We start from the raw sequence: 16,017 nt of genomic DNA, 5'->3' as shown, positions 1-16,017 counted from the left end.
ACTGCTGCTTCGGGCCTGCATGCGCCCACCCAGCCAGTCCACAGCCAGGAGGAAGCGCAAGATGACGGAATCCCATTACATCAATGCCGGCAGGCGCGGCTTGCTGATCGCCGGCGCGCTGTCGGCCACGGCCGCCGCCGTGCCCAGTGTGGCAGGCGCGGCGGGGGCGGTGAATACGGCCGCCCAGGCCCGTGTTTCTCCGCCACCCGTGCTGATGAAAGTCAGCCTCGACGTCAACGGCCGGCGCCACAGCCTGGAACTCGACACGCGCACCACCTTGCTCGACGCCTTGCGCGAACACCTGCAACTGACGGGCACGAAGAAGGGATGCGACCACGGCCAGTGCGGCGCCTGCACCGTCATGCTCGACGGCCAGCGCATCAATGCCTGTCTGACGCTTGCCTTGATGCATGATGGCGCCAAGGTCACCACCATCGAGGGGCTGGGCACGCCGGAGAAATTGCATCCGATGCAGGCTGCCTTCATCGCGCACGACGGCTACCAGTGCGGCTATTGCACCCCGGGGCAGATATGCTCGGCCGTCGCCGCGCTGGGAGAAATACGCCAGGGTATCCCCAGTCACGTCAGCGCGGACTTGAACGCGGCCCCCTCAGTGACGCCCGAGGAATTGCGCGAGCGCATGAGTGGCAACATCTGCCGCTGCGGCGCCTACTCCAACATCATCGAGGCCATCACCGAGGTGGCGGGGAGGCCGGCATGAGGGTATTCAGCTACCAGAAGGCCACTTCACCGGCCGAAGCGGCGGCGGCCGCCGCGAACACGCCGGGCGCCCGCTTTATCGCGGGCGGCACGAATCTGCTCGACCTGATGAAGCTGGAAATCGAGACGCCGGCACACTTGATCGACGTCAATGGACTCGCGCTGGATACGGTGGAAGCAACAAAGGATGGCGGCCTGCGCATCGGCGCCCTCGTGCGCAACACGGCGCTGGCCGCGCACGCCACCGTGCGGCGCGATTATGGCGTGCTGTCGCGCGCCTTGCTGGCCGGCGCCTCGGCGCAATTGCGCAACAAGGCGACGACAGCAGGCAACCTGCTGCAGCGCACGCGCTGCCCGTATTTTTATGACACGAACCAGGCCTGCAACAAGCGCGTGCCGGGCAGCGGCTGCTCGGCCATAGTCGGTTTCAGCCGGCCGCTGGCGATTCTGGGCGGCAGCGATGCCTGCATCGCCACGCACCCGAGCGACATGGCCGTGGCCATGCGCGTGCTCGACGCCGGCATCGATACGGTGCGGGCCGATGGCAGCACGTGCAGCATCCCCATCGCCGACTTTTACCGCTTGCCGGGCAACACGCCGCACGTGGAAACCGTGCTGCAGCCCGGTGAACTGATCACCAGCGTCACCTTGCCCCCGCCCGTTGGCGGCACGCACGTCTACCGCAAGGTGCGCGACCGCGCCTCGTACGCGTTCGCGCTCGTGTCCGTGGCAGCCATCATCTTGCCCAACGGCACGGGCAGGCTGGCCCTGGGCGGCGTCGCGCCGCAGCCGTGGCGCGTGGCCGCCGCCGAGCAGGCGATGCCCGAGGGGGCCGCCGCCGTGAGCGAACGCCTGCTGGCCGGCGCGCATCCCACTGACGACAACGGCTTCAAGGTGACCCTGGCGCAGCGCACGATTGCCTCGGTGCTGGCGCAAGCACAAGCGAAGAAAGGCTAGCGCCATGAAATTTTCGACACCTGCGACCACCAATCCCATCGACCAGCTGAAAATCGTGGGCCGCCCCACGGACCGCATCGACGGCCCCCTGAAAACCACGGGCACGGCGCCGTATGCATATGAACAGAACAAGGCCGCGCCGCATGCGGCCTACGGCCATGTCGTCGGCGCGGCCATCGCCAAGGGGCGCATTGCCTCGATCGACACGAGCGCCGCGCGGCGCGCGCCGGGCGTGCTGGCCGTGGTGACGGCCGAATCAGCTGGCAAGCTGGGGAAAGGCAAGATGAACACGGCAAAGCTGCTGGGCGGGCCGGACATTGAACATTACCACCAGGCCATCGCGCTGGTGGTGGCGGAAACCTTCGAGCAAGCCCGCTCGGCCGCACAGTTGCTTGACGTCAAGTATGTCGAGCAAACGGGCGTGTTCGACTTGGCCAGGGCCAAGGGCGGCGCCGCCAAGCCGAAAGATGGCAAGCCCGACAGCAAGACGGGCAACTTCGCCGGCGCCTATGCCCATGCTCCCGTGCGCCTGGACGCCAGCTACACGACGCCCGACCAGTCGCACGCCATGATGGAGCCGCACGCCTCGATTGCCGCCTGGGAAGGCGACAGGGTGACGGTCTGGACGGCGAACCAGATGGTGGACTGGGGCCGCGGCGACCTGGCCCGTACGCTTGGCATACCGAAGGATAAAGTGCGCATCGTTTCGCCGTATATCGGCGGCGGCTTCGGCGGCAAGCTGTTCGTGCGCGCGGAAGCCTTGCTGGCAGTCCTGGGCGCGCGCGCGGCCCAGCGTCCCGTCAAGGTCGCCCTGGCGCGGCCCTTGATGATCAACAACACGACGCACCGGCCCGCCACTATCCAGCGCCTGCGCATCGGCGCCACGCGCGACGGCAAGATCACGGCCATCGGCCATGAATCGTGGTCCGGCGACTTGAAAGGGGGGCAGCCGGAAACGGCCGTGATGCAGACGCGGCTGCTGTATGCGGGACCGAACCGCATTACGGCCATGCGCCTGGCCGTGCTCGACTTGCCGGAAGGCAATGCCATGCGCGCGCCGGGCGAGGCGCCGGGGATGATGGCGCTGGAAATCGCCATGGACGAGATGGCGGACAAGCTGAAAATGGACCCCATCGTCTTTCGCATCCTGAACGATACGAAAGTGGACCCGGAAAAACCGAGCCGTCCATTCTCCCAGCGCCGTTTGATCGATTGCCTGCGCACGGGCGCCGTGGAATTCGGCTGGAAGGAGAGAGCGGCGCAGCCGGGCACGCGGCGCGACGGCCGCTGGCTGGTGGGCATGGGCGTGGCAGCCGCCTTCCGCAACAACCTCGTCATGCAGTCCGCCGCCCGTGTGCGCCTCGATGGCAATGGCGTGATCACGGTGGAAACGGACATGACGGATATCGGCACGGGCAGCTACACCATCATCGCGCAGACGGCGGCGGAAATGCTGGGCGTGACCTTGAACAAGGTGGTCGTGCGCCTGGGCGACTCGGATTTTCCCGTCTCGGCCGGTTCGGGCGGGCAATGGGGCGGCAACAGCTCGACGGCTGGCGTCTACGCGGCCTGCGTGCGCCTGCGCCAGGCCATCGCCGTCAAGCTGGGCTTCGATGAGAAAGAGGCGCGCTTTTCCGATGGGCAAGTGAGCCAGGGCGAGCGCAGCGTGCCGCTCGCTGCCGCCGCCTACCATGGCGACGTCGTCGCGGAAGACCATATGGAATACGGCGACCTCGATAAAAAATTCCAGCAATCGACGTTCGGCGCCCATTTCGTCGAAGTGGGCGTGGACGGCGACACGGGCGAAGTGCGCGTGCGCCGCATGCTGGCCGTGTGCGCGGCCGGGCGCATTTTGAACCCGAAAGCGGCGCGCAGCCAGGTGATCGGCGCCATGACCATGGGCGTGGGCGCGGCCCTGATGGAAGAACTGGTGGTCGACCAGCGCCGCGGCTTCTTCGTCAACCACGACCTGGCCAGCTACGAAGTGCCCGTGCACGCCGACATTCCGCACCAGGACGTCATCTTCCTCGAAGAAACGGACCCCACGTCTTCGCCCATGAAAGCCAAGGGCGTGGGCGAGCTGGGCATCTGCGGCGTGGCGGCCGCCATCGCCAATGCCGTCTACAACGCGACGGGGGTGCGCGTGCGCGACTATCCGCTGACCCTCGACAAGCTGCTGCGGGGGCTGCCCGTGATGAGCTGACACCTTCCTGGCGCGCGTGACAATGCGTGTATTTTTGGTAATTTTCAAGTGCTATGCTCGGAACGCATGGTGCGGGGAAAATTTCCGGCCCGCAATGCCATGCCGCCAGGAGAATGCATGAACAGCTCATCAATGCCGCCGCGGATACTGATCGTCGATGACGAACTGGCGCATGTGCGCGCGCTGTGCGACACCTTGCGCGGCCAGGCGTATGACACGACGGGGCTCGCTTCGGGCGAGGCGGCGCTGTCCTTGCTGGCCGTCGAATCGTTCGACCTGCTGCTGGTCGACCTGATGATGCCGGGCATGAACGGCATCGCCGTGGTGGAAGCGGCGCGCAAGATCGATCCGGACCTGGCCTGCATCATCATGACGGGCGAAGGCACGATCGCCTCGGCCGTGCAGGCCATGAAGGCGGGCGCGCTCGATTACGTCGTCAAGCCGTTCAAGGTGTCGGGCATCCTGCTGATACTGGCGCGGGCGCTGGAAACGCGCCAGCTGCGCATCGCTAATGCGCGCCTGGAACTGCTGCTGCGCCAGCACACGGCCGAACTCGACGCCATGAACAAGGATTTGCAGCTGGCCCGCGAAGTGGCCGAGCGGGCAAACCAGGAAAAGACCAATTTCCTGTCCAGCATGAGCCACGAGCTGCGCACGCCGCTCAACGCCATCATGGGCTTTTCGCAGATGCTGATGTCCGATTCCATCCCCTCGACGGCGCAGGAAAAGAAAACCTTTGCCTCGCACATCTTCGGCGCCGGCCGGCATCTGCTGACCCTGATCAACGACATTCTCGACATCGCCAAGATCGAATCGGGCAATATGTCGCTGTCGATGGAACCCGTGAGCCTGGCCGACATCTACCACGAATGCTGGCAAATGATGGAACCGCTGGCGCACAAGCGCGGCATCACCCTGACGTTCGTCGAAGCGGGCGGCGTGCATGTGCTGGCCGACCGTACGCGCCTCAAGCAGGTGCTGATCAATCTGCTGTCGAACGCCGTCAAGTACAACCGCGAACAGGGCGAGATCCACGTCGATTGCCAGCCCGTCGACGCGCGCCAGCTGCGCCTGTCCGTGCGCGACACGGGCGGCGGCATGAGCGCGGCGCAGCTGGAGGCGCTGTTCCAGCCCTTCAACCGCCTGGGACGCGATGCGCGCGACGAGGAGGGCACGGGCCTGGGGCTGGTGGTCAGCAAGCGCCTGGCCGAAGCCATGCAGGCCAGGCTGGGCGTGACCAGCACGCCCGGGCGCGGCAGCACCTTCTGGCTCGATATCGCCAGTTGCCCGGCGCGCCAGCCACCGCAGGAAAGTGCGCGCCTGTCCGTCATTGCCCGGCCCGCTGAAGCGGTACGGCTGCCGGACCGCAAGACGCTGCTGTATGTGGAAGACAATCCCCTGAATGTGACCCTGGTGGCGGGTTTGATCCATTTCCGTCCCGATCTCGACCTGCTGTCGGCCGGCGACGGCCTGACGGGCCTGGACATGGCGCGCCGCCACGTGCCGCAGCTGATACTGATGGATAGCGACCTGCCCGACATCAGCGGCACGCAAGTCATGCAGCAGCTGCGCGCCGATGCCCGCACCGCGCATATTCCCGTCATCGCCCTGACGGCCTTGGCCGGGCCCGGCGATATCCGCCAGGGGCTGGCGGCGGGCTTTTACCGCTATCTCACTAAGCCGATCGACGTAACGGCGTTTTCCGAAGCCGTCAACAGCGCGCTGGAGTCGGCCACGGCGCAGTGCAGCGCATGAGCGGCCGGGCGCTCAGGCTGGCAGCCATCGTGCTGTTGCTGGCGCTGGTTGCCGTGGCCATCTGGCAGCTCAATGCCCGTCCCGCCGCGCCGCCCGGCCCCGTGGAAGTGCTGCGCCTGGCCGTGAATGCGGATTACGTGGGCAGCTGCCCCGTCCTGGCCGCGCACGGACAGGGGCATTTCGCGCGCGAAGGCATCGACGCGCGGCTGCAGCCGTACTCGTCGGGCAAGGCGTCGATGGAAGCCGTGTTGCAGGGCAAGGCCGACCTGGGCACGGTTTCCGATATTCCCGTCGTGCTGGCCAGCCTGCGGAACCAGTCCGTCGTCATCATCGCCAGCATATTCGAGGCCGAGCGCGACCACGGTATCGTGGGGCGCCTGGACCGCGGCGTGTCCACGCCCGCCAGCCTGAAGGGCAAGCGCATCGGCGTGACCCTGGGCACGTCCGGCCAGTTTACGCTGGATGCCTTTTTGAACCGCCAGAAGCTGCTGCCCGCCGAAGTCACCTTGCGCAACTACGCGCCCGAGCAGCTGGCCGGGGCGCTGGCGCGGGGCGAGATCGATGCGGCGGCCGGATGGGAACCGTTCCTGACGGGCATGACGCATGCCATCGCGGGCAAGGCGGCCATCTTCTATGGCGAGGATGTCTATGCGGGCCTGTTCAACGTGGCCGGCACGGGCGACTATGTGCGCAGCCACCCGGCCACGGTGCGCAAGGTGCTGCGGGCGCTGATTGCCGGCGCCCGCTTTTGCCAGGACCAGCCCGATGCCGCGCGCGCCCTGTTTGCCAAGGCATCGGCCAGCGAGACGGCGCGCCTGCAGGCGGCCTGGCACGGTTACCGCTTCGGCGTCGTGCTCGACCAGGGCTTGCTGCTGGCGCTGGAAGACGAGGCGCGCTGGGCCATCAGGAACCGGCTGGCCGAGCGCGGCACCATGCCGAACTTCCTCGACGCCGTCTACCTGGACGGCCTGGAAGCCGTCGCGCCATCGGCCGTGACGGTCATTCATTGAGAAGGCCACCGTGAAAATCGTAACGCGTTTCAAGCTGGCCGAACTGTTTTGCGTGGTGCTCGTGGCCATCATCGTCGCCATGCTGTTTTCCACCACCATGGCGATGCAGCGCGAACTGGCGAAGAACAAGGCGGCGGCCGATATCCTGCAAGCCGTCACGTCGCTGCGCTACCTGTCGATCGAATATGCGCTGCACCATGGCGAGCGCACGCGGGCCCAGTGGCAGCTGCGCAGCGAATCGCTGTCATCGGGCCTGCTGGCCACGCCCGCCTTCAGCACGGGCGAGGAGCGCGCGCTGCTGCTGCAATTGCAGGGCGACCTGGCCGGCGTGGGCGGCCTATTCCATCTGTTTGTCGCGAATCACCGCGAGCTGGGGCAGGACCCGCAGCGGCGCGAAGTGCTGGACGAGCTGGAGTCGCGCCTGTCCGGCCAGATCATGGGCAAGGTGCAGGGCATGATTTCGGAGGCGATGCGGCTGTCCGAATTGAGCCGGCAAGGCGTGCTGGACGCGCAGCAGCGGGCCAACGTGGCCGTGATGCTGTTTGGCGGGATGATCATCGCGCTGGTGGCCGGTCTGATTTACTTCACCATCACCAGCGTCACGGGACCGCTGGAAAAACTGCGTCAGGGTACCCTGATCGTCGGCGCCGGCAAGCTGGACTTCTCGCTCGGCGTGCACACCAAAAATGAAATCGGCGACCTGGCGCGCGCCTTCGACGGCATGACGGAAAAGCTGCGGCGCACCACCGTCTCGCGCGACGAGCTGGCGCACACGAATGCCGCGCTGGAAACGCAGATCGCCGAACGCCAGCTGGCCAAGCGCAAGGTGCATGAACAGCTCGAGCGCCTGAACCTGCTGCAGCAGATCACGCGCTCGATCGGCGAGCGGCAGGACTTGCGCAGCATCTTTCAGGTGGTGGTGCGCAGCCTGGAAGAGCAGCTGCCCATCGATTTCAGCTGCATCTGCCTGTACGAACCGTCGCAGCACGCGCTGCAGGTGACGTGCGTGGGCGTGCGCAGCGAGGCGCTGGCGCAGTCGTTCATGATGAGCGAACACGCGCACATTCCCATCGACGAGAATGGACTGTCGAGCTGCGTGCGCGGCAAGCTCGTGTATGAAGCCGACATCGCCGGGGTGGCGTTTCCGTTTCCGCAGCGCCTGGCGCAAGGGGGACTGCGTGCCCTCGTCATGGCGCCGCTGCTGGCCGAAAACACGGTCTTCGGCATTCTGATCGTGGCACGCCGCGCCGCAAACAGCTTTACCAGCGGCGAGTGCGAATTCCTCAGCCAGCTGAGCGAACACGTGGCGCTGGCGGCCAACCAGGCGCAGCTCTACGGCGCACTGCAGCGCGCGTATGACGATTTACGCCAGACGCAGCAGTCGGTGATGCAGCAGGAACGCCTGCGCGCGCTGGGGCAGATGGCCAGCGGCATCGCGCACGACATCAATAACGCCATTTCCCCCGTCGCCCTGTACACGGAATCGCTGCTGGAGACGGAAACCAATCTCAGTCCGCAGGGCCGGCATTGCCTGGAAGTGATCGAACGGGCCATCGACGACGTGGCCGCCACCGTGGCGCGCATGCGCGAATTCTACCGCCAGCGCGAACCGCAACTGGCGCTCTCGCCGATCGACGCCAACCTGGTGGTGCAGCAGGTGCTGGATCTGACGCGTGCGCGCTGGAGCGACATGCCGCAGCAGCGCGGCATCGTCATCGCCCTGCGCACGGAGCTGGCCGACGCGCTGCCCATGCTGCCCGGCAGCGTGGGCGAATTGCGCGAAGCGCTGACCAACCTCGTCTTCAACGCCGTCGACGCCATGCCCGATGGCGGTACCCTGACCGTGCGCACGGCCGGCGTGGGCGCGCCCGGCCAGGTGCTGATCGAAGTGGCCGACACGGGCGTCGGCATGGACGAGAACACGCGCCGCCGCTGCCTGGAACCGTTTTTCACCACCAAGGGCGAGCGGGGCACGGGCCTGGGCCTGGCCATGGTGTACGGCATGATGGAGCGCCATGGCGCCAGCATCGACATCGTCACGGCGCCGGGGCAGGGCACGGCGGTGCGCCTGGCATTTCCCGCCTGCGCGGCGGACGCGGGGGAGCCGGCGCCCGACGCGGCCCACGCCGTGCCGCCGCGCCTGCGCATCCTCGTGGTGGACGACGACCCGATGGTGCTCAAGTCCCTGCGCGACATCCTGGAAATCGATGGCCACGACGTGGTGTCCGCCGATGGGGGCCAGGCCGGCATCGACAGCTTTCTGGCCGCACGCGACCGGCACGAGGATTTCGAGGTGGTCATCACGGACCTGGGCATGCCCCACGTGGACGGGCGCAAGGTGGCCAGCGCCGTGCGCCAGTGTTCGCCGGCCACGCCCATCATCATGCTCACGGGCTGGGGCCAGCGTCTGGCGGCCGACAGCGACTATCCCGAACACGTCAATTGCGTGCTGGGCAAGCCGCCGCGGCTGAAGGAATTGCGGCGGGCCTTGAATGCGGTCATCTCGACGGCCTAGCCTGCTGCGGCATCCCTCGTCATTCAAGGCTGCTGCTGCGTTGTCGGCGTCTGACAACAATGGCAAAATTGCGGGACAGGCTCCAGTCTCTGCAATATAATGAGAATCATTATCATTAAAGCTGCCGGATCCGCTCTTGTCTGCCTTGCCTTTTCCCTCGAATGACGCCACCCTGGCCGCCAGCCTGTTTACGGGCCACCAGGGCTGGCTGCTGCAGCGCTTGCTGTTACGCCTGCGTAACCGGGCGGAGGCGGAAGATGTCACTTCGGAAACCTTTGTGCGCGTGCTGCATGCGGGGCGGCTGGCCGCCATCCGCGAGCCGCGCGCCTATCTCACGACGGTAGCGAAAAGCGTCTTGCTGCAGCAGTGGCGGCGGCGCGATATCGAGCAGGCCTATCTCGACACCCTGGCGCTGCTGCCGGACGCCGTCCAGCCATCGCCCGAGGAACGCGCCGTGCTGCTCGAAGCGCTGGAGCGGCTGTCGCGCGCGCTCGATACCTTGTCCGTCAAGGCGCGCAGCGCCTTTCTCATGAGCCAGCTCGACGGCCTTACGTATGCACAGATCGCGGCGCAATTGGGCGTATCGGCCAGCATGGTGCGCCAGTACATGGCGCAAGGCTTGCGCTGCTGCCTGGCCGCCGCGGAGCCGGCATGAGCATGTCCGCTGCGGTACAGGACGCCGCCATCGGCTGGCTGGTCGAACTGAGTTCGGGCGAGGCGGACGCGGCCCAGCATCAGGCCTTCGCCCGCTGGCTGGCCGCCGATGCGCGCCATGCGGCCGCGTGGCACACCTTGGAGCAGGCCGTCGAGCACAGCGTCGGTCCGCTGCAGGCGGCGGGCGGGGCGGGGACCGTCGGGCAAACCCTGGCGCGCGCCGCCCGGCACGATGAGCAGAGGCGCCAGTGGCTGCAGGGCGCCCTGTGCCTGGCGGGCGCGGCGTTCGGCGGCGCCTGGCTGCTGCGCGGCAGCCCGTTCTTGCCGGACTGGAGCGCCGACCTGCATACGGCCACGGCCAAGCGGGGCCGCTACACGCTGGCCGACGGCAGCGTGCTGACTTTGGATGCCCGTTCCTCGGCCGATACGGACCTCACGCATGGACATCGCCACGTCACCTTGCGCCAGGGCCAGCTGCTGGCCAGGGTGGCGCATGCGGCAAATGCGCCATTCCTGCTGCGCAGCGCGCACGGCACGGTGACGGCGCCGGGCGGCGAGCTGATGCTGCGGCGCGAAGCGCACGCCACCGTGGCGCTGGCCGTGCGGGGCGATATCGACGTGCGTCCGGCCGGCAAGGGGCTGGCGCGCGTGCTGCGCCAGGGCCAGGCGGCGCGCTTCGACGCGGACCGCCTGACCCTGCTGCCCGGCATGGCGCCAGGACAGGCGACGGCGTGGGAGCAGGGCATGCTGGTGGCCGTCGACCAGCCGCTGGGCGAAGTGGTGGCCGCCTTGCGTCCGTACCGCCACGGCTACATCGACATCACGGCGCAGGCGGCGGCGCTGCGCGTGTCCGGCAATTACTCGCTCGACGACAGCGGCGCCACCTTGCTGGCGCTGGCCGAAACCCTGCCTGTCACCTTGCGCCAGGGGCCCGGCGGCTGGTGGACGGGCATCGACCTGAAGGCAGGCTGACATTTTTTTTTGCGCCGGCACTGTCACTTTTGGCGCGCCGCGACTCATACCTGGTGTAGCCCCACTTTTCCTTCACCACAAGATAGAGTCCCAGCATGCCACCATTGTTGATGCGCCAGATTCCCCTGGCTGTAATGTTACTTTCCTGCGCCGCGCCCACCGTCCTGGCGCAAACGCCAGCGGCGCAAATGGCGCCAGCCACCGTGCGCTATGACGTGCCGGCCCAGCCCTTGAACGCCAGCCTGATCGCGATTGCCAGCCGTGGCGGCGTGCGCATTTCCATCGATGCGGACCTGGCGCGCGGCGCCAGCGGCGCGGCCGTGCACGGCGATTTCACGGCGGAGCAGGCCTTGCGCCACGCCTTGCAGGGCACGCAGTTGGCCCTGCTCAAGACCGATAGCGGCGTCTATACCGTGCAAGCGGCGGCGCCACAGGCCGCCGCCCATCCCGAGGCAACGATGCCGGAAGTGGTCATCACCACCAATTACCTGGGCCAGGTGACGGAAGACACGGGTTCGTACACGACGGGCGCCGTCAGCACGGCGAACCGCCTGGTGCTGTCGCCGCGCGAGACGCCGCACGCGGTCAGCGTCGTCACGCGCCAGCAGATGGACGATTTCGGCCTGGTGCAGCTGAGCGAAGTGCTGAACCACACGCCGGGCGTGTACGTGCAGCACATCGACAGCGAACGCACGATTTACTATGCGCGCGGTTTTTCGCTGGACAATTTCAGCTACGATGGCTTGCCGTGGACGCGCGACGCTTCGCTGAACCTGGGCGAGTCCCTGGCCAATATGGACCTGTACGACCGGGTCGAGGTGCTGAAGGGCGCGAATGCGCTGATGAGCGGAGCCGGCACGCCGGGCGCCACGGTCAACCTGATCCGCAAGAAGCCCACGCGCGAATTGCGCGCGCTGGCCGACCTGTCGGCCGGATCGTGGAGCAATTACCGCGGCATGGCGGATGTGGGCGGCCCCCTGAACGACAGCGGCAGCGTGCGTGCGCGCGCCGTGGCCTCGTACCAGGACAAGCACTCGTTCGTCGACCGCTACCAGCGCCGCTCCGAACTGGCCTATGGCACGCTGGAGGCGGACCTGTCGCCGCGCACCTTGCTGACCGTGGGCGCCGACTACCAGCATACGGTGCCGCGCAATAGCGACTGGGGCGGCGCGCCCCTGTTCGACGCGGACGGCAACCGTTTCACCATGCCCCGCTCGTTCAACGGCGCGCCCACCTGGAGCACGCAGCAGACGCAAGCCAAATCCGTCTTCGCCTCGCTCGAGCACACGTTCGACAATGGCTGGCTGGCGAATCTGCGCCTGATCCACCAGGCCAACGCCCTGTACGCGCCCGTCGCCTACCTGGACGGTTTCCCGAGGGCGGACGGCAGCGGCACGTCCGTCACGGCGCGCCAGTACAACAGCGACGCCACCAGCAATGGCCTCGACGTGTACGCCAAGGGGCCGTTCACCTTGCTGGGCCGCACGCATGAACTGGTGGTGGGCGCGAACGCCTACCGCAAGCAGTCGGACGACGTTTTCAGCCCGTATTCCTTCATCAAGGTCGATAATATCTATACTTACCGGGGCATAGTCGCTGAGCCGAAGTGGGAACTGGACACGGCCCGCGAAGTCATCCGCCAGAAGGCCGTGTATGCGACGGGCCGCTTTTCGCTGCCGCAGGGCGTGCACGTGATCATGGGCGGGCGCCTGTCGTCCTACGTCAACCCAACGGCCGAGATCGATGAAGCGTCGATCTTCACGCCGTATGCGGGCCTGACGTGGGACTTCGCGCCAAACCTGACGGCGTTTGCCAGCTACAGCGACATCTTCAGTCCGCAAAACAGCCGCGACGTCGACAACAAGACCCTGGACCCCGTGCTGGGCAAGAATATCGAGGCGGGCGTGAAGGGCGTATTCCTCAACGGCCGCCTGAACGCCAGCGCGGCCGCGTTCGAGGTGCGCCAGGATAATGTTGCCGAGTCTGTCGACGCCGTGAACAAGGTGACGGGCATGGACGCCTACCGCGCCATCGACGGCGTGCGCTCGCGCGGCGTGGAGCTGGAAGTGTCGGGCCAGCTGATGCCGGGCTGGCAATTGCAGGCCGGCTACACGCACAAGATCGCGCGCGACGCTGCCGGTAAGGTCAATACCCTGGCGCCCGAAGACCAGCTCAGCCTGTATAGCACCTGGCAGCCGATGCCGCGCCTGACGCTGGGCGGCGGCGCCCGCTGGCAATCGCATACCTGGCAGCAAACCCGGGCCGTGCGCGGCGGCACCACCACCGTGCACCAGGGCTCGTACGCCGTGTTCGACGCCATGGTGCGCTACCAGGTCTCCGATCGCCTGGCCCTGTCGCTCAACCTCAACAACCTGGCCGACCGCAGCTACTACGGCATCAGCACGGGCCGCAGGGTCAGTTACGGCGACCCGCGCAATGCGATGCTGAGCCTGAACTACCGCTATTGAAACGTGATGAGACGCGACGCGCAGGCAAACCGCACATTATAAAATTGCCATATGGAAATATTTAATATATTATCTTTTATGGCAATATTGGTTATGTTGAATTAACTAATTTTTCGATGAAACTTACTTTGAATCTGGATTTCTTGTGCGTAAAGATAGTGTGCGTGGTGTATTGAGTGTCTTGCTGGCTGCGGCCAGCGTGAGTGCCTGGGCGGCCCAGGCGGGTGACGAAGTCGTGGCGAAGCCGGCGGTGGAAACGCCGGTGGCGCAGCCTGTTGCTGCGGAAGCGGCCGCCGTGCCCGCGGTTGCGAAACTGAGCCTGGTATCCTCGGGCGAGCAGATGGTGGTGGACTACGGCACCAGTGGCAGCAAGGAAGAGTGCAAGGACTTCACGCCGGCGGGCAAGGTGTACGACGCCACGACCTTGCGCGAGAAATTGTTGCCGTTTATCTCGAAGATGGTCGAGCGTTCGCGGCGCATGACGGGCGTGTTGCCGCAAGTGGAGAAGACGCTGACGGCGGGCGTACCGGTCTGGGTGCAGGCTTACGCCGATTGGCCGGCCGAACACGGCTTGCGCGCCGGTTCCTGCGGCCCGCTGACCTTGCAGCTGACGCCGGAAGCGGGCAAGACATATCAGGTGGAATTCCGCTTCCTTGGTGAAAACAAGTGCAAGCAGGTGCTGCTCGATGTGACGGATCCGGCGGCCAGGCAGGAAATCGAGGCGCCCGTCACCGCCGCCTGCGCGGCGCCGAAAAAATCGCTGTTCGGCCTGTTCTAAGCTTCGTTGCGGGCGACGGTGGCCAACTTAACAGAGTGACAGTGTCATTCCGCTATACTGACGGCCCGACATCGTAGCCCGAAAATCACATGGACCTGAGTACCCACGCCGCCGTCGTCAATTGCGAAGCGTATCGCGACGGCAAGAAGATCGCCCACTTCGACATCGACAAGGTGGGCGACTTTCTCGGCGACCCCGATTGTTTCGTCTGGATCGGCATGGCCAGCCCCGACGCCACGGCCATGCAGGCGCTGCAATCGGCGTTCGGCTTGCACGAACTGGCCGTCGAGGATGCGCAGGGCGCGCACGAGCGGCCCAAGCTGGAAGAGTACGGCGACACCCTGTTCATGGTGATGCACACGGCCACCCTCGATGGCGAGGCCATCGTCTATGGCGAAACCCACGTCTTTCTCGGCCCACGCTTCATCATCACGGTGCGCCATGGCCCCTCGGCCGGCTATGCGAAGCTGCGCGAGCGCAAGGAAAGCGTGCCCGAGAAACTGGCCAGCGGCCCCGGCTACGTGCTGTATTCGATCATCGATTTCATCGTCGACCAGTACCAGCCCTGCATCGACCATTTGCAGGCCCGCTTCCAGCACTATGAACTGCAGCTGTTCAAGCCCAGCCTCTCCGAAGACAAGCTGCAGGATTTCTACCAGCTCAAGACGGAGCTGCTCAAGCTCGATGCGGCCGTCAATCCCCTGCACGATATCTGCACCCAGCTCATCCGTTTCCATGGCGACATCGTGCCCAAGGAAAATCGCATCTATTACCGCGACATTCTCGACCACGTCAAACGGGTCACGCATACGGCGGGGCAGATGCGCGAGCTGGTCAATTCGGCCATGCAGGTGGCGCTGGGGCAAATCTCGATCCGCCAGAACGAGGTCGTCAAGCGCCTGGCCGCCTGGGCCGCCATCCTGGCCGTACCCACCATGGTCTTCAGCCTGTACGGCATGAACTTCGAATTCATGCCTGAGCTGAAGTGGCGCGGCAGCTATCCGGCCGTGATCGCCATCATCATCGCCGGCTGCTTCTGGTTGCACCGGCGGCTGAAGCGCGAAGGGTGGCTGTAGCGGAGCACGCTTACCCGCCGACCACCGCGCCTGCCGCTTCGAGTATCAGCGCCGCCACTTCCACGGGGCGCGAAGCCAGCGACGCGTGGCTGGCGTTGAGCGTGATGACCTTCCTGGCACCCAGGCGCGCCGCCATGCGCTCCTGGTTGACGGGGGAAATCATGCAGTCGGCGCTGGAAATCTGGTACCAGCTGGGTTTGTGCTTCCAGGCCGGGTCGCTGACGGTGTCGCCGAAGGTGCTGGCCAGCGGCGCTTTCTGCACCACCCCCAGCACGGCGCCTTCTTCCGCGTCGAGGTCCTGGCAAAAGCTGTCATGGTACTGCTCGGGCTTGACCCACAGATAGCCGTCGCTGTCGCCCTCGAGGCTGGCCGCGCCGATGGGCGGGTGTTCCTGCGTGATGCTGCCCGGGCTTTCGCCCGCGTCGGGCGCGAAGGCGGCGATGTAGACGAGGCCCGCGACATTCGGCGCATTGCCGGCCACGCTGATGACGGCGCCGCCGTAGGAGTGTCCTACCAGCAATACCGGGCCATCGATTTGCGCCACCATTTTGCGCGTGCGCTCGGCGTCGTCGGCCAGCGACGTCAACGGCAGTTCGACGGCACGGATGGCCGTGTGGCCGTGGCGCCGCAATTCGACAATGACGCGGCTCCAGTGGGCGGCGCCGCCCCAGAAACCGTGGACGAGGACGATGGTGGCTTGCTTGCTCATGCGAATACTCCTTGTGGCGGTAGCGCCGACGGGGGGCGACACAGGCCGCGCGGCCCGTCAGCAGGCAGCCACGCAGTGTCCAGCCTGGCTATTGTAGGCCGTTCCCGCGAAGCCGGCGCCGGACTGGCCGCAGGCGTCACTTGGTGAATGAGCAATCCCGGTTAAAATATTATCTGGAGCGTTGCAGCGGCATTGACGGG

The 16,017-nt window shown here is 66.2% G+C and carries 12 protein-coding genes; 11 read left to right on the top strand and 1 reads right to left on the bottom strand.

The genetic code is table 11. The features are described from left to right. Positions 1-61 precede the first annotated feature (61 nt). The 11 genes from paoA to JAB6_RS27395 all read left to right on the top strand — a co-directional run bounded on the left by paoA (position 62) and on the right by JAB6_RS27395 (position 15,108). Complete coding sequence (gene paoA, locus JAB6_RS27445; protein WP_070305968.1) at positions 62-721, top strand: aldehyde dehydrogenase iron-sulfur subunit PaoA; 660 nt, start codon at positions 62-64, stop codon at positions 719-721. Further along, positions 718-1,677: a xanthine dehydrogenase family protein subunit M gene (locus tag JAB6_RS27440; protein ID WP_070305967.1), complete on the top strand. Its 960-nt coding sequence runs from the start codon at positions 718-720 to the stop codon at positions 1,675-1,677. The genes paoA and JAB6_RS27440 overlap by 4 nt, the downstream gene beginning before the upstream one ends. Positions 1,678-1,681: 4 nt before the next feature. Then, entirely contained in the window at positions 1,682-3,880 is a 2,199-nt protein-coding gene (gene paoC / locus JAB6_RS27435; RefSeq protein WP_070305965.1) for an aldehyde oxidoreductase molybdenum-binding subunit PaoC, read from the top strand. 117 nt (positions 3,881-3,997) lie between these two features. Then, complete coding sequence (locus tag JAB6_RS27430) at positions 3,998-5,635, top strand: response regulator (RefSeq protein WP_254671816.1); 1,638 nt, start codon at positions 3,998-4,000, stop codon at positions 5,633-5,635. Beyond that, positions 5,632-6,645, top strand: coding sequence for an ABC transporter substrate-binding protein (locus tag JAB6_RS27425; RefSeq protein ID WP_139143523.1), 1,014 nt, complete (start codon positions 5,632-5,634; stop codon positions 6,643-6,645). The genes JAB6_RS27430 and JAB6_RS27425 overlap by 4 nt, the downstream gene beginning before the upstream one ends. Positions 6,646-6,655: 10 nt before the next feature. Continuing rightward, a complete protein-coding gene (locus tag JAB6_RS27420) occupies positions 6,656-9,160 on the top strand; it encodes an ATP-binding protein (protein WP_070305961.1) in 2,505 nt (834 codons plus the stop codon). A gap of 136 nt (positions 9,161-9,296) precedes the next feature. After that, complete coding sequence (locus JAB6_RS27415; protein ID WP_070305959.1) at positions 9,297-9,815, top strand: sigma-70 family RNA polymerase sigma factor; 519 nt, start codon at positions 9,297-9,299, stop codon at positions 9,813-9,815. Beyond that, positions 9,812-10,786, top strand: a complete 975-nt coding sequence (locus tag JAB6_RS27410) for a FecR domain-containing protein (RefSeq protein WP_070305957.1) — start codon at positions 9,812-9,814, stop codon at positions 10,784-10,786. Before JAB6_RS27415 ends, JAB6_RS27410 begins: the two co-directional genes overlap by 4 nt. A gap of 95 nt (positions 10,787-10,881) precedes the next feature. Beyond that, positions 10,882-13,254, top strand: a complete 2,373-nt coding sequence (locus JAB6_RS27405; protein ID WP_083293069.1) for a TonB-dependent receptor — start codon at positions 10,882-10,884, stop codon at positions 13,252-13,254. Between the two features lie 145 nt (positions 13,255-13,399). Beyond that, positions 13,400-14,032: a hypothetical protein gene (locus JAB6_RS27400; RefSeq protein WP_139143522.1), complete on the top strand. Its 633-nt coding sequence runs from the start codon at positions 13,400-13,402 to the stop codon at positions 14,030-14,032. Positions 14,033-14,121: 89 nt separating this feature from the next. After that, on the top strand, positions 14,122-15,108 hold the full coding sequence (locus JAB6_RS27395) for a magnesium and cobalt transport protein CorA (protein ID WP_070305954.1): 987 nt from the start codon (positions 14,122-14,124) through the stop codon (positions 15,106-15,108). 10 nt (positions 15,109-15,118) lie between these two features. On the opposite strand, the gene JAB6_RS27390 is transcribed toward JAB6_RS27395, so the two are convergent. Next, positions 15,119-15,817, bottom strand: coding sequence for an alpha/beta hydrolase (locus tag JAB6_RS27390; protein WP_070305952.1), 699 nt, complete (start codon positions 15,815-15,817; stop codon positions 15,119-15,121). Between the last annotated feature and the right edge of the window lie 200 nt (positions 15,818-16,017).

Origin of the sequence: Janthinobacterium sp. HH104, assembly GCF_001758715.1 — a bacterium.
Taxonomy (GTDB): Bacteria; Pseudomonadota; Gammaproteobacteria; order Burkholderiales; family Burkholderiaceae_D; genus Janthinobacterium; species Janthinobacterium aestuarii.
Note: the sequence above shows the minus strand (reverse complement) of the source record. Positions and strands in the feature narration are given on the sequence as shown.

Excerpts from the sequence above, each read along its gene's own strand:
- JAB6_RS27395 (WP_070305954.1), top strand. The coding sequence starts at position 14,122 with ATGGACCTGAGTACCCACGCCGCCGTCGTCAATTGCGAAGCGTATCGC.
- JAB6_RS27405 (WP_083293069.1), top strand. The coding sequence starts at position 10,882 with ATGCCACCATTGTTGATGCGCCAGATTCCCCTGGCTGTAATGTTACTT.
- JAB6_RS27390 (WP_070305952.1), bottom strand. The coding sequence starts at position 15,817 with ATGAGCAAGCAAGCCACCATCGTCCTCGTCCACGGTTTCTGGGGCGGC.
- paoC (WP_070305965.1), top strand. The coding sequence starts at position 1,682 with ATGAAATTTTCGACACCTGCGACCACCAATCCCATCGACCAGCTGAAA.
- paoA (WP_070305968.1), top strand. The coding sequence starts at position 62 with ATGACGGAATCCCATTACATCAATGCCGGCAGGCGCGGCTTGCTGATC.
- JAB6_RS27430 (WP_254671816.1), top strand. The coding sequence starts at position 3,998 with ATGAACAGCTCATCAATGCCGCCGCGGATACTGATCGTCGATGACGAA.
- JAB6_RS27440 (WP_070305967.1), top strand. The coding sequence starts at position 718 with ATGAGGGTATTCAGCTACCAGAAGGCCACTTCACCGGCCGAAGCGGCG.
- JAB6_RS27425 (WP_139143523.1), top strand. The coding sequence starts at position 5,632 with ATGAGCGGCCGGGCGCTCAGGCTGGCAGCCATCGTGCTGTTGCTGGCG.
- JAB6_RS27410 (WP_070305957.1), top strand. The coding sequence starts at position 9,812 with ATGAGCATGTCCGCTGCGGTACAGGACGCCGCCATCGGCTGGCTGGTC.